The following is a 15402-nucleotide window of genomic DNA, read 5'->3' as shown; positions in this document are numbered from 1 at the left end:
TGGAGCTATAGTTACACTTTCCAAAGTAACTATAGGATCATCTGGACCTGAGAAAGCATTCTCTGAATCGCAACCTACTAAAAAAATTAATAAAACAAAATGAACAACGTAAAACAACCGTTTTAAATCTTTAGTCATAAAAATGTAGGCTCCAAAATTTTTTAAAAAATCAATTAGATTTTTAAACGATTCAAAGCAAGAAAACACATAAAAAACGATAAAAACATCAATAAAACACATTAAAATAAAATGACGATTACCCCTCCTTTGTTGCCACTCAAAACTCCTACACTGCCACAATAATTACATCGTTATCGTTTATATGAATAAGGTAACGGCAATGATAAATGTTACAAAACTAAGGCCACCACTGAATTAAGCATTGAAATCTGATGTGCAAAGAGCTTTTAGTGCTCAACGATGCACAAACAGGGGCCCTACTTACAGGGGCCCTACTTAATTTTTAGAAACTTACAACAGGTCATACAGTTAAAAAATAACGCGTGAATTTAAAGGTAAAAAACTTCTTTACAAACAATAACAACGCCATCAGCGACAATGAATAAATGGCTAACGGAAAGGTGTATACCTTAATTTAATCACTCAACTTTAAAAAATATCGAAACCTCGTTGAAAAAACAATCAATGCAATAAAACCTTATACGAAAGGTTGGCAAAATTTGTCAGCATTTTAAACACCCTAAGCTCAACCATTAATACAGCTACTCAATTAGAAAGCCCCAAAAAAATGCAACTCAATTAACATACTGCTAAAAGACAGTTCAATTATTCAGCACTTAAAGAACAGCAAGAAAGTGCTCCCTAATAGCATTTGCCCTTTGGGTAAAGGGCCTTAAACTTAAAAAGTTACAGAAACAACACAGAGCCATAGTGAAAACTTAAGTACAAGACTCCTTTAGCCTGCCTTTTGCACCCCATAAATACGAGCAAACTACGCCATGCATTTTTTATTGTAACGACCAGTATATTATTATTTTTTATTTCTTTTTTTATCAGGGCGAAATTAAAATTCAAAAATATTTAAAAGTTTTTATTTTTGTATTAAGTAAGTTCATACAAGTTAACTTTAAAATATTGTTGCAAATACTTTTAATAAAATTAGATAAAATAGGAATGATTGATGAAAAACATTACAGCTTTAGCACTTCTATCGAGTTTGTTTACACTACCTGCTATAGCAGCACAAGATTCACTATATCAACATGAAGTAGGTCTAGAATATCAAGCCAACACTGAAAAATTCGGCGATGGTATTTGGGATGTTAATTATCGCTACTATGCAAAACCAGTAACGCCGGACAATGGTCCATATGCATTAAATGGTTTTTTAGCACAAACATCAAACATAGGTGCCGGTTATTCACTGTTTGATGCAGCTGACACTGACACAATCCGTATTGATGGAACTTATGTGTTCGACTCAAAATGGTTTATTGGCGCTGAATATAACCACTTCGAAGTTGGGAGTTATAGCAGTAACCTTTATAAAATTGATGCTGGTTACTACTTTAATGATAGCTCAAAAATTTCTGCATTCTATGTTGATGGTAGTGATGGCTTCGAGTCTTACTACGGCGCTGAAATTCGCAGCTTTGTAGATTTTGAAACCACAACAGGAATCGATTTAGGAGCAATGTGGACCCACACTGACCAAGATAATATTTTCAATCTAAACGCTGACTGGTATATCACTAAAGCATGGTCTATAGGTGTTGACTATATTAATGATGGTTCTGATAATAATTTCGCCGCAAAAACAGCGTATTGGCTTAGAATGTCCGATTCATTTTCTGCAACATTTGAAGTGTCCAAATTGATTGATTCTGACGCTGATGGTATCGGCGCAAGTATTGGTATTGTTGGTCGTTTCTAGAGCTCAATTACTGTCAGAAGTAAAAAGGAGCTTTTACCAGGCTCCTTTTAACTAGATTAACTAAATCAAAAGTGAAAAAATCTTGAGTTCTTTAAGCAAAAATTACATTTTACTCCCACCAAAAAACTTAAAAACATTAACCTCTCCATTACTTGCAATCAGAAAAATCATTTTATAAGAGTTATTTAAAAGGCTGCACAGCCAAAACAGTAAATACCATTCAAAAAAACACACCTTATGCTGCATAAGATAATTTACACCCCCTCAATCGTTGGGATTTTAAACTGTTTTTATTGATTATTAGTTTTTTCATTATTGTATTTTAATGAAAATAAAATTGAAATTTATATATCACTTTTTATATCAACCATTAATTCTTTATAAAAAGAATAAGGTCGTAAGCATGAAGCATTTTTTTTAGTAATTCCTGCCTTCCTAAGCTGTAATGTATTGGCGGCTCAAAAGGCTCATGTTGTTGGGACGAGCATTGGAGCGGGCCTTCAAGAACTAGAGCTAAAAAATATCGACAGCACACTTACAAGTGACAGTATTGGTTACGAAGTTTATTATCGCTATTTTTTTCACGATAAATTTGGTGTAGAAGCGGCTTATATTTCAGGGGGGAATTTTTGGATAGGAGATTTTAGCAAAGCATCAAACATTAAATATAATAATTTTAGAATTGCACTATATGGAGAATATACGTTATCTAACATCAACCACCTTTACGCCAAACTTGGCGTTAGTGCTAACAAACTTAATTATAAACTAAAGGATGAGAATGGCAATGTGAAACATGTTAGCGATAGCGGTGCTGACCTATCTGCAACTTTGGGCTGGGAATTACGGATTGAGTCAGGTTTTGGTATAAACATAGAGTATAATTTTTTGCCAGTTCAAAAACTGACAGCACAAAACTTGAACATTGGTATCAGTTATCGTTTTTAACTCTTGTTGTTACATTAACCAAAAAAGATGAATACAGCTAACTTTCCAATGCTTTGATTATGTTTCAATATCGAACTAACTTATTAGTTGTGAAGCTTCAACTAAGCTTGATTGTTCAATTTTAAATTAAACAATCTATATTAAACAAGAAATATGTAGTATGGATCACTGAAATCCCCTTTGATATATATTCAAACTATATAACAGGGCTTTTTTTACACTTTTACTTCCCCACTTTAACGCACCGATGTGGTCAAGTAAATCTGTACACACTTAGGGGGGGGCTTATGCCGCCATTTCAGCTGCCGTTGGGATCATATAATTATTGTAACTATGCCCGCGTTTTGTATTGTAATATTTTAATATGTAGTTCAACACATCATGCTTTGCTTCATCAAAATCTTGATATCCGTTCTTTGGCATCCATTCCGTTTTATAGCTTCTAAAAAAACGCTCCATTACGGCATTATTCCAGCAGTTTCCCCGACGGCTCATGCTTTGATTTATTTGGTATTTCCAGAGCATTTGTCGATACTGAAGACTGCTGTAGTGACAACCTTGGTCTGAATGAAATAATAAACCTTTAGGCCGTCCACGACTTTCAAAAACCATTCTTAAAGCGACGCAGGTCAAATCTGTGTTCGGACTATCAGAACAAGCCCAGCCAACCACACTTCTCGCATATAAATCCATGACTACCGCTAAATATAACCATTTTGTTCCAGATCAATATAGGTGACATCGCCACACCAAACCTGATTTTTAGCTTTTACATTAAACTGCCTTTTAAGCAGGTTAGGGGCAATTTTTGACTCAACTTTCGCTATTCTGTATCGATGCTTTCTGAGCTGAGTACTCACCAACCCTGCATGTTTCATCAAACCTGCCGCCTTATAACGACCGATATTTTCACCCTGCTGATTTAGTTGGCCAGCAATAGTTCTAGCCCCCGCAGAGCCTCGACTAGCGCTGTGTATCACAACAGCTTGCTGGCATAATCGCTGATACTCTGGATTAACTATTCCGCGATGCTTTAGGTGATAGTGATAACTACTTCGTGGCACTTCAAACAATTGGCATAGTTGCTTAACAATGCTTTGCTCTCTAGATAATGACTCAATTAACGTTATCGTTTGATGTTGTCTTGCATTAAGAGAGTGGTAGTCTTTTTTGGGATATCTTTCTCCCATTCAATCTTTTTAATTTGAGCCTCAAGCTCTTGAATTTTCTTTTGTTCTGGCGTCAGCGCTTTTGTTGATGGTGTAATACCGTTAAATTCTTCTTTGAGTTGTGCAATCCACCGCCTAATAGCCGTTTGGGCCTACGCCTGCTGCTTCACAAGCTTCTCGAACGCTATAGCCTTGTTTAATCACAAGGTTAGCCGCATCTACTTTGAATTCTGTTGAGTGACTAGGTTGAGTTGTCATCATTTTTACACCAATTTATCTTAAGGGGAGTTTACCCCATATCGGTGTACTGATTCATTAAGCCAAAACACACCTCTACAACACTCCCCCCCCCAAAAAAAAACTCAGCATACTTGCTTACTTCGCAGCTTTACCCGCTACATTTACGCATCTTAAAATGTACCTTAGTTATTTAGCAGTATATCAATCAGAAGAAATATGTTTAACACAGAGCTAGTTGAAAACTTCTCTGGCAAGTTCGAGCATTCATTGGTTTACACATCAATCAGGAAACAAGCAAAATTTACTATAAAATTTACGGCCTTCACTATCCAACAAAAATTTATCCAGAAGATCTTCTGATTAAGTCGATTCTTGTATATTTTCTTTAACTTGTTAAAAGGAAAACGTCATCAACGTGTTGTAATTGTAGAGTTTCTTAACCAAGTAATTGTTCTTTCCGAATTCTGTCACTAATTACTTAATCAAAGTATTTTAAATTGCACGGAGATAAACTCGTTTGATAAACAAGACATATCGCAACTCTATTTGCCAGCTTCAAACCCCATTACTTAATAGCCAACTCGTCGCTAAATTAAGGTGCATTTGTCATTTTTTGAGTCGCCAATGCCAATACCTATTTCACGTAATCCACCAAAGTCCACTCATTCAGATGAAATTGAATATATTTCTTAAAGTTTAATAAGAATTTATTTATTTTCATGAAGAAGCCGGCCACTTTATAATCCGTTAATTCTAAGCTTGCTTAGTTAGATATTGCTTAAGCGGAGCAATCTAGTAGTAAAAAACTATCGACTGCTGATAGTACACCTTTGAGGCTTTCTAAAGTGTTAATTAAATTGCTTAATTTAGTGTAATCTATCTCGCCATAATTAAGTAACGTAAAATCACCTGTTTTAGAGTTCCCAACCTCATTTCGTAACTATGCATTTAAATTTTGATTTAAACATTACTAATATTCTTTCATTTGCTACTCTCATGAGTCCAAAGCACTATTTGACAGCTTCAGTCCATCTGAAAAATGTTTTACTATCATATTTAATTCAAGTTATAACATCCAGAAAAAACAGGTGTTGAATAACTTACAACACATAATCGTTCTGAGCTACTAATCCAAAATTTAAATGTTCTATTGGGGTGTAATAACTTAAAAAAATTCAAAACTAAGGGGCTTACTTTTACTTTTTCATTCAATTCAGTAGTAGCTTTTGTAATCACTAATTTTTCAACAGAAGTATTACCTTTCAAATAGCTATCATTTCCCTTCTTTTTGTAATGAACAGTTGCTTTTGATACCCAAACACCCTCACTGTCTAACAAAATTACGATATACGTTCCATCGTCATCTTTCCTTAGCATACTAACACTGGCTATGTACTCTGCCCCTCCATCTAGATCAATTATTTTATAATTATTTTCAACCTCTCTTTCAAATGTCCAAGGTGAGACCTGATATACAAACACGATCAAAATCGATAAGTAAACAAAAATGAGACTAATATTAAGTTTATTTTTCATAATGATACCAAATTTTAATTTCCTCTATTGCGGTTTCATATTCATCCTCCCACCCCCAAATCAATAAATTTTCACGCTCACCAGTCTTAGACATGACTGTTAACATATTTTTTGAAGCTGAAATATATATTTCATCATTTCCTGTTTCTATAACAGAAGAAACATCTTTAATTAACGATGCCTTTTGAGAATCGGTCAGACTTTCAGAATAAACAGAAACGGATCCAAAGCTTTCTTGTTCAAGATTTTCATTCATTATGTCGAAATAAGATAAAACAATTAGAAAAGCAAGAAAACAAAGTCCGATTCCGAGAAAAAAGAACTTACACACTATCACTGAGTCAAATTTAATTTTTTTTTCTATCTCAATCTGAGTCCCCACTGATACAATAGAATCTGAGACAGCATACCCGCCAGTATCACCAGTAAGAATTATACGTTTTACACGCTCTTGGTCACCAAGTTTCTTTCTTATATTACTAATGGCTTGAATCAAACTTGCTTCACTAACTACAACACCAGGCCATGCCTTTCTTAGTAGCTCATCTCTTGCGACATAGTCACCTTCAGCTTTAATCAAAGTCAGCAAGATTAGCTTTTCTGACTCAGATATTCGCTGCGTGTTGTTTTCATTTTTTATTGTGCGTTTATCTAAATCAATTAAATAATCATTAACTCTAAAATTTAACTCAGCCAAAAAAACCCCTTAAAATTCTGCACCTTACAAACTAAAAATTAAAACCTATATTATCTTCTTCTTCATTTTAGTATAATTAAATAAATTTTAGAAGACCGATTATATTCAAGATTATTTAGTTAATATATCAGAACCAGCAACTTAGACATATCACATAAAATCAATTTATCATCATGAATCAAAAAAAATCAATTCTAACACACACCATTTCTGATAAAATCAATATCAATACATTCACAAGCAAAGTTCAAAAATTATATATAGTTCTTCAAAGAAAGCATATTGCCATTCTTCATAGATTAATTTTTAGTAAAACAGAATAGTTTCAACATCCTTGTTATCCTTGCATCACTTCAACTGCAACATCCATTTCAAACTAATGACTGAGTAATTTGCAAGTCCAAACTACACCCCCCCCAGTCTTCGAGCTTATTTAAGCTTCGTCCTTGTTTAAGCTCCGTCCTTGCTCAAGCTTCATCCTTGTTCAAGCTTCATCCTTGTTCAAGCTTCATCCTTGTTCAAGCTTCATCCTTGTTCAAGCTTCATCCTTGTTCAAGCTTCATCCTTGTTCAAGCTTCGTCCTTGTTTAAGCTTCGTCCTTGTTTAAGCTTCGTCCTTGTTCCAGCTTCGTCCTTGTTCCAGCTTCGTCCTTGTTCCAGCTTCGTCCTTGTTCCAGCTTCGTCCTTGTTCAAGCTTCGTCCTTGTTCAAGCTTCATCCTTGTTTCAGCTTCGTCCTTGTTTAAGCTTTGTCCTTGTTTAAGCTTTGTCCTTGTCTAAGGTCTAAGTGAAAACTTTACCTAAGTCATATCTATGAATAAGTCATCTATTGCGAAAATTAAAAATACATAATTTAAGCCGCACTTGAGATCAAATTACCCCCAAAATTTTCCAATATGTATCTTTCTATACTCAAACCGCTAAGTGGCTTGAAAAGAATTTTACTCTCTATTGATTCTAACCATTCGCTTGTTTCTTTATTGCTGGACCAATGAATATATTGACCGACACTCATAACATAACCAATTTGTTTACCATTACCCTCTAATTCCATATATTCATTCAAACATTTAATTTTCTTTTGAAGAAATCCCTGTTGATAATCTAAGTCAAATAGACAGATAGAAACATCTTTTAAGTTTTCAATTCTAATGCTCGAATAAATTGAGTGTTTATTTGAAACTATGGAATCCAATGCTTTAGGGGTAACAGTTCTCCCAGTGAACCCTTTTTCTACAAAAGCGCGAACTAAAAAGTCCCCAACAAGACTTGACTCACTAATAATTAAACATTGTAAAAAATTCAAAAAACACCTCAGATCATTATTTATCAAAACCCAAAAAACTCTAACTAGAAGACAACATTTATAAATAATAAAATTATCTAAACCGTTCTCAGTAATAACAACTTAAACAACAATTATGAAGCGACACAATAATAAACAATAAACAACAATTTTTTTTCTCGTTATTACCAATTATCCCCTGCATTAACAATAAGATGAACACAAACCCAACAACTGCACGTACTACGGATAATATAAGAACAGTGACACCAGAAAATATTGGCACGATAAAAAACTGCCGTTAACGTCGACTCCCTTGCCTTTGGATGTGGGTAGCAGCAACGGTGAAAAAACAACGCTTCAGCTAAGGGGATTTTGCGTCCCTCTCCGGCTGTTGGCACATTTTTGGCTAAATCTAATGACTCATCCGCAACTTTCTTGTTATTTATACTGCTCATACACGCCCTTCTAGGGCTTTAATTCGATGAATATAGTGAGTCAAGATTGAAGGCCGCTAAAGGGGTATTTAATTGCGATATTTTAAATAGGCTCACTTCAGTTAATTGTTCAAAGCGGGTTAGTTGCTCCGTTTGAAAACGAATGATATCAATCTCATTGCTGTTAACTGATGGGCGGTAATGCAGTTCGGTAGCCAACTTATGCTGGGCATTTTGCTCGTTAAGGTAGATAGGCAGCACGAGCTTTAATGGCTCATCAATATCAATGAGCAAGTACCACTGACCTGTTAGATCTTTGATCCAAGATTGCCATTTATTGCGCATGTCAGCTTGCTAATAGGCCGCCATTTTGAGACCTACTTGGTTTAACTCTCGTGCTGTGATTGATGCCACCGACAGTATCCCCCCCCTTTCAAGCTCTGTCGCAAACTCAGATTTAGTTCCATAAAATCAAGGGCATGGATTTTTAGGCGCAATTTTGCCGCCAAAGAATAAAATTATTCCCGTGGTGTCATCTTTTCGCTGGTGTTCGTTTGTCCTTGCTTAATTATCGACTAAACCTCAACACCTGCAGTGTTGATTCAGTACCTCCCAGGGCTTCCATCCCAAACATTAATGCGTTTTACCTTTCACTTTTCGGTGACTTTGTTCGACAGTTTTATTCAGATGTTTAATGGCCAACACCTCAATCATAAACAGCCTATATCCAGATAGCCAAAGGCAGATATTGACCGAATCCAATGCCGCAGCATTGGCACCACCTTTATCAATGACGACCTTTCAGGCAAACCATGTTGGTTGATAGCCTTATTGAAAAAAGCCCCAGCCGCTGACTCCTCACGGGGGCCACTTATTTAGCTCATTTCGTCAACGTTGCGACAGACCCTTTTATTCGCTTTGCCGATGTTTGGCTAATAAAGTCTGCACTGGTTCGCTTTCCCATTGATGACCTAATGCATATAAGGCTTCTACTTCTTGATTAAGGGCCTTAAGTGCGTCAGAGCTGGTTTGCCATTCATCTTTAGGCAGCTCAGATGACCAAGCAATCACATCAGCCCTCGCCTGCACCTTAATCGGCATGACGTCTTGGTGATACTCCATCATAAAGTGACTCAAATAACGCAAGGATATCCAATACCACACGCGCCACAAGCCATAGCTCACAGGATTTTTCTCCCAACGCCTCTGCAAAAACCGCTTATAACCTGCTCGGTTGTATTCAGGCTCAGCCACTGCAATATCGGCTAACGCTGCGCTATCTTTACCGTCATTGTCTTTATACTCATCCATGTATTGGCGAATAAACTCATACAAAGAAAAGGCTTCTTCTTTTGAATGCACAGGCAAACTAATCGCCGCAATACTGTTATTGGCATCCTTAGGGTCGGGCACACTAAAGGATAAAAACTGCATATTCGTGGCCGTGGTTAAGCTAATCAAGCTTGTGGATTGATATTCAACCGCAACCGACTCCCACGGTACGGACAGCAACTCTTCACTGACCACCACCCCTTTTTTGTCAGCAAAATACTGACGCCAAGGTTTAATAAGCAGATAAGCGGGAATTAACCCCACCATAAACTCGATGGTTAATATGACAAAAAAAGTCCTGTTTTCGTCAAAAGATGTACCGTTTTCAAATGTCATGAACAAAAACTGGCCATCAAGAAATCCCAGCAGCAGCGTACCTGAACTCCCTAATAACAGGTACGCCAAAACGAGCATAAACATCGACTTATCAGTGCCAATGGGAGACGGTCGTTTGGGTATAGGGCGATTAGAGAGGGTGCGCGATAATAGCATCGCTTGGCGCTGAGCATGAAAACGCAGTGGTAATTTAGTGCTCGCATCACGGGCCATGTCTTTTTGCTCTAGCCAAACCCAGAGGGAAAAACCAATAAATAGCGGTAAGGTCGCAGGAAGGACATCAAAGCCAAAGGTCAATAGGCCGTATAAAAACATAGACAAAATCATCACTCGCGTGAAAACGTATATCTGTACAACGTGTACATTATTGTTGGTCATGGAAAATTCAATAAAATAACGCGTTTTTTTAGATAAAAAAGTGCTGATACACAGCGGCTTGCGACCTGTGCAGACAGGGGCCGGTGCAATACCCAGACGCACCACCTTCTCGCTCTCAGCTATTTCACCACATTTCAGTAGTCTTGCGCCTTCGCTTGCTTCAGGATGGACAGTGTGATCGATTAAAGTTTCAGATGTCATTGGTGCTCTCATGCTATTCTTCAGAAAGGGTGTCATGTAACCGTTGTGGCCAAGGGGTGAATAAGGCAGATGCTTGGTTATTGTCTATTTTCCATTGTCGCACCGCTATGACATACGGGGTATCTGTAGGACTAAAAGAGTCTTTATTACAATTAATCTGCCAGTGATAACTGCGACTTTGCGGTCCTTCAGGATGCTCTGTCGTCAGTTTGACACTCAAGTATGACTTAATAAAACCCAGCTCAGATAGCCTGTCAGCATCAAGTTGCAAGCTTAACAAGCAATTATTTTGCTGTAATGATTCCACATTCGCAGTCATGAACATATCTGGGAGTAAATCGTGCCACTGGTTCGTTCTTAGGTTATGCCCTGTAAACATTAACGACAGATTTTCGGCGTGAGGGAAGGTGATACCAGGCAATAATAACTGACATTGCACAACAGGGCAGCCAGCATCTTTCTCCGTGTAAATATTATTAAGCACTTCAGTGTGCAGGGCGGCGCCACCATTGTGCTGGTCGAGCTGATGATAGTGCTCCTCGACACTCCAACCTTTACTACTCTTCCCCCACAGACTGTCATTAGCCCAATCAACCAGTTTGGGCCATTTGTAATATTGATAGAGTTTATCCGCAGCGTAAAAGGCCAAGAACAAACCAATATGCCACCTTATCATGCGTGATGCGAGCCTAATGACCGCCTCATTAATTAACATCACATTCCCGCCGAGCCATAACCTAACGGCGTACACACTGTAAGCTAACGCTTCACCTGCAGCAGCACCCAAACTAACGCCACTGACCACAAGTCGAACCAAAGACAGTTTTTTTTGAGCTGCGTCGTCTTGTGACTTTGCCTTATTGTAATCCTGCCATGTGCCCGCGGTCGCGACACCCATCCCCCAAACCCCTAACCAAGCGGTAAAAGGGGAGGAATACACCGCCCACTTAGCGGTTTTAACCAAAGCGGCAGTCGCCGCTGTTTCGGCGCCGGCAGTGGCAAATGCAAGATTAAGCTTGGCATTGTACACGCTACCCGCAAGGGTTACTCCCCCCGCTAAAGAATAAGCCCCTGTGGTGATAACATTCATTAAATCACCATCTTGCTCTTCATCTAAGTAAGTCGTAATGGCTTGGTGAAAATGGTAAAAATGCAGGCCCGTTAACATTAGGCTTGCCCCAAGGTGTCTGATTTTTTGCTTATCGAACTTGTTGTTACTTTGCGTTAACTCTTTCAGTATTTCGCTCGGTTTTTTTGCGAGATAGCGCGCTTCTTGTAGTATGGCATTATTCAAATCCACCACCGAATGCCCTCCTATTAGGCTACCTTTATCCATGGTGTGATTGAATAATTCTTTACGGGCACGCTCGATGCCTTCGACATTGGCATCAATCGCTTTCTTAGATTGAGCTAATTTTTTATTGTAGTCATCGCGTAATCGTTTACGGTCACTCTTGCTAGGATGATTCTTGATGCGGCCATAACTGTTCTTAATTTCTTTTCTGCGAGCTCGCAATGCTCTATCTTTTTCTATTTTACCGCTTAATGCCTCACTTAACGTATCAACCTTCCCTAAGGCTGCTTTATCTGGAATATTCCAATGCAGAGAGTTCGCCTCAAGCCCTAATTTTATCTGAGTTTTCAAGCCCAAGCTCATGTTGCTATAACTTTGATTTAAACGCTCGCTGAAGTTATGCGCACTACCGGGTTTATTCATTGACAGCGCGACGACCAGCATGTCATTTTTTTTCGCCAGACTTTCAATCGCGCGGTCTTTAAGGTCACCATTAATAGCGCCGAGTAGTGATACTTCGTTAGCCGCATTAATCTTCGTCTGCCAATTGCTGCCTGCGGCTAACTTTTCTTCCAAGCTGGTAAATGATGCCGTAATACTGATAACGTCCTTCGTTAACGAGCCGCTCATATTGGCCGCCACATCAGAATAGACCATCAATGGAAAGTCATCATCACCACAATAATACTCCCTCAACCAGTCAATATCATTACCCTTAAAAAAACTGCAAACAATGTCTTCGTAGACTAATTTTTGAGCGTAGTTGTCGCCAACTTGAGGGGAATGATAGGCGGCAAGCAAGTGCCACTTCGGGGTTAGCTTTTTCATGAATTCATGCAGCGGCTGAAGGTGCTTAATGAAGGTTTCTTCGCGGTTATCCCACTCGGCAAAAAAAGCGTCCATTTCGTCCTCACGAATGACGTCTTTCATACCATACTTACCGAATAGCCCTCCTTCAGTGAGCTCTTTGTGGTCATTGTATGCTTGCTCAACAACACTGAGCAGTTCATCGCCATCAACTTGATATAACGCTCCCAATTCAGCAGCCAGTTTTTCAGCTTTGGGGTTGGAGCGCGTGATATTAACTCCACCATGGTATGAGCCATGCCTTGTCCGTTCAATAACTTCAATAACGGTATTTTCAGGTTCAGTAATAGCGTTAGTTAAGTCTTCAATGTTCTTAGCAAAGGAATCTTTTTCATCATCAACTTTAGGCGGTTTCCCTAGTATCGATATCACACTGTCAACAGCCTTGTTATACCCCATACTTTCTGACATTAGCGTTCTAACGAGTTCACCGACCTCATGCCTATCAATTTGATTGTTACCAGACGCGTCCTTAACCTCAACAGCTTTCTGGTACTGCGTTAATAAATTATTGCTTTTCTCGGCAACCTCAACAATGTCACCGCAGATATCATTCATCAACAATATGCCGTAATCATGTCTAAACTCAGGTTTTATCATGCTTGATAATGAAGGTAATAATTGAGGCTTCCAATTAAGGTCAATCAACCATTGATAAGCGCCAATATCAGCATCGACAACAGGGGGAGTTAGCACTCCCGAAAAGTCAACCGCCTTAGCAAGCATGTTAGCAGGAGCAAAGCCCTTATTGCCATCCAGTGGGTTTAACTGTGCTAAATTGATTTGCGTCATTAACGCTTTTTGGTCTGAGGTGGCCCCAATGAGTATTTTTGCCCTCTCCACGGTGAGGGCGATGGGACTAAACAGTGTGCTTAACGTTCCTTCTCTTGGGAATATCATATCATTGTCAGCAGCAACATAGTCTGCGCTCTCTGACGTTATCATGCTGCCCGTTAACGCACCAGCCTCACTCACGCCATAGCAATACAAAGTGTTTTTTTCTACACTGTGTATTGCATAAATATAACCTGCGTTCATTGGGCGCATCCCTAACATAACCCCATCAGCACTATAAAGACTGCCATTAACCCTTGATGGGAGCATTTCTGAGGCTTCGCAAAGCGCATAGCGCAATGGAATTAGCTGTATCTTATCTTGCATCAAAGGGCACGTAGCGATAAGACTATCGATGTCATCCTTTAATTGCTGCGCAGCAGCGTTGTTTGCCTCATCCAGATTGCTGTTATGCTGAGTCATGAGAATGTAGATACCTTATGTTTTTTTGTTAAACATCAAAACCACTTAATTAGGTTTTAACTTGACGAGCGAGTAGTGCAGCACGTTCGATACGTGCCGCATGACTTAATTGACTAGGTTGAGTTAATAAACGTGATATTTCAGGGTGCATATCGTTATCTAGGCAGTCTGCCCCTAACGCTACCCAGATATTAACAAAGTAAAACAACGACTGACCGGTGCTAAAGCCTAATGACACTGACTTGTCAATCAAGCGTTTAGCCAGCACATGACCTTGCTCTTTATCTGTAATAACACCAGGGAAGTAGCGGTTAATATGAGTATAAACCTGCTCCTCATACTTTATTTTCTTCTGTGCGGTTAGCGCTGCTAAATGCGATGAGGTCAGTGCAAACTTATCGATTAACGATGCAGCTTGCTTTGTATCATTCACTTCATGCTGCCAACCCTTTCTTTTTTCATCCCAATACCAGATAACATCATTGGGCCCCATTAGTTGCGCCCTTTCAAATGGCGATGACTCCATCAACAATGCTGACAATACGCTTGGCTCATACAGACGAAAGAGCGCCTCCTGTCCATCCAATAAGGTAAATAACCTCATCTTCCAGAATTTTACCAGCTCCGCTAAACAAGCACTTGATTCAATAACAAGCCCAGCCCCGTTGGGTTGAGCTTTTTCAAGCAAGAGACGATAAGTATCGAAATCCTTTACCGTCAATAGCCAGGGGGAAACAGGCAGAATACTAGCAAGCGGCGTACCAACGTAGAGCGGAGAAGCATCAACCGCACTGTCCGTCATGTAAATCAATGCTCCCAGCTCATCGATTTTCGCCCCGTCAAGCAACATATATATTGAGTTGTTCTGCGTAAACTTTGGGTACCCTAAAGGCATTATATATGGCCCTCTGGCGTGCTGCAGATCTGACAAATGGGTGCGTTGTCTTCTGCTGCTGCTTTCATTGCGGCTGTTTGGCGAACCGGTTCGATTGTAACTTTACTCGGTTTGACCGTTCCCATTTGAGCCTCTTGCTGGGCTTGAGTTGCTTCCCCCTCCACCTGACGAGGTAAGCCGGCTAATGCTCCAGCAAACGCACTGCCACTACCAGCACTACCGCCCGCGTTGAGATTCACTGCAGCCCCAACCAAGTGAATACCTGCAGGGTCTATTTTAATAAAGTGGCTACCTGCCTTGAGGGTCAGCTCCGCACCCGCATCGATAATGACTTTCTGACCTGCCTTAAAGTGGATTTCAGAGCCCGCCCCCAATATCGACTTGCCTGCCACCTTCTGCTGTAAACTGCCCTCTATCTGAGTAATTACATCCTCTTTAACTAATGTTCGTTGCTCACCCTCAACCGTAAGGTGCTCATTAGCCTTGATACGGGTAAAGCGCTCATGCTCTACATCCAAATGCACATCATGTTTAATGTGAGTGCTTTGGTCATGCTCAACCAAGGTGTTCAGGTCTTTTTGTGCATGAAGGTAAACCTCTTGCTTATCCAACTCATCTTCAAAGCGTAACTCGTTACTT

10 protein-coding genes and 3 pseudogenes are annotated in these 15402 nt (G+C 39.3%); 2 read left to right on the top strand and 11 right to left on the bottom strand.

Translation table 11 applies throughout. From position 1 onward, the window contains the following. Window positions 1–1141: 1141 nt before the first annotated feature. The gene (locus J8L86_RS20815) at window positions 1142–1894 is read left to right on the top strand and encodes a putative porin (RefSeq protein WP_211031434.1); all 753 of its coding nucleotides are present in this window, start codon (window positions 1142–1144) and stop codon (window positions 1892–1894) included. Between the two features lie 423 nt (window positions 1895–2317). After that, entirely contained in the window at window positions 2318–2842 is a 525-nt protein-coding gene (locus J8L86_RS20810; RefSeq protein WP_348772667.1) for a porin family protein, read from the top strand. A gap of 285 nt (window positions 2843–3127) precedes the next feature. On the opposite strand, the pseudogene J8L86_RS20805 reads toward J8L86_RS20810, so the two are convergent. The 11 genes and pseudogenes from J8L86_RS20805 to J8L86_RS20755 all read right to left on the bottom strand — a co-directional run. Beyond that, window positions 3128–4272 (bottom strand): annotated as a pseudogene (locus J8L86_RS20805) (IS3 family transposase). 1035 nt (window positions 4273–5307) lie between these two features. Next, a complete protein-coding gene (locus J8L86_RS20800) occupies window positions 5308–5787 on the bottom strand; it encodes a hypothetical protein (protein WP_211031432.1) in 480 nt (159 codons plus the stop codon). Further along, window positions 5777–6484 (bottom strand): winged helix-turn-helix domain-containing protein, encoded by a 708-nt coding sequence (locus J8L86_RS20795; protein WP_211031431.1) that lies wholly within the window; start codon window positions 6482–6484, stop codon window positions 5777–5779. Before J8L86_RS20795 ends, J8L86_RS20800 begins: the two co-directional genes overlap by 11 nt. A gap of 850 nt (window positions 6485–7334) precedes the next feature. Further along, window positions 7335–7787, bottom strand: coding sequence for a hypothetical protein (locus tag J8L86_RS20790; protein ID WP_211031430.1), 453 nt, complete (start codon window positions 7785–7787; stop codon window positions 7335–7337). A 164-nt stretch (window positions 7788–7951) separates the two neighbouring features. Beyond that, entirely contained in the window at window positions 7952–8224 is a 273-nt protein-coding gene (locus J8L86_RS20785) for a hypothetical protein (protein WP_211031429.1), read from the bottom strand. 18 nt (window positions 8225–8242) lie between these two features. Beyond that, window positions 8243–8548: a hypothetical protein gene (locus J8L86_RS20780; RefSeq protein WP_211031428.1), complete on the bottom strand. Its 306-nt coding sequence runs from the start codon at window positions 8546–8548 to the stop codon at window positions 8243–8245. A 173-nt stretch (window positions 8549–8721) separates the two neighbouring features. Continuing rightward, window positions 8722–9066: pseudogene (locus J8L86_RS20775) on the bottom strand (DDE-type integrase/transposase/recombinase); the annotation flags it as partial. 46 nt (window positions 9067–9112) lie between these two features. Further along, window positions 9113–10450, bottom strand: a complete 1338-nt coding sequence (locus J8L86_RS20770) for a hypothetical protein (protein ID WP_211031427.1) — start codon at window positions 10448–10450, stop codon at window positions 9113–9115. 13 nt (window positions 10451–10463) lie between these two features. Beyond that, a complete protein-coding gene (locus J8L86_RS20765) occupies window positions 10464–13868 on the bottom strand; it encodes a toxin VasX (protein ID WP_211031426.1) in 3405 nt (1134 codons plus the stop codon). 49 nt (window positions 13869–13917) lie between these two features. After that, the gene (locus J8L86_RS20760) at window positions 13918–14718 is read right to left on the bottom strand and encodes a DUF4123 domain-containing protein (RefSeq protein ID WP_282098428.1); all 801 of its coding nucleotides are present in this window, start codon (window positions 14716–14718) and stop codon (window positions 13918–13920) included. A gap of 44 nt (window positions 14719–14762) precedes the next feature. Then, window positions 14763–15402, bottom strand: a pseudogene (locus J8L86_RS20755) (hypothetical protein); the annotation flags it as partial.

Source organism: Shewanella sp. MMG014 (assembly GCF_018100775.1).
In the GTDB taxonomy this organism is placed as follows: domain Bacteria; phylum Pseudomonadota; class Gammaproteobacteria; order Enterobacterales; family Shewanellaceae; genus Shewanella; species Shewanella japonica.
This window is presented reverse-complemented; position numbering and strand designations above follow the sequence as displayed.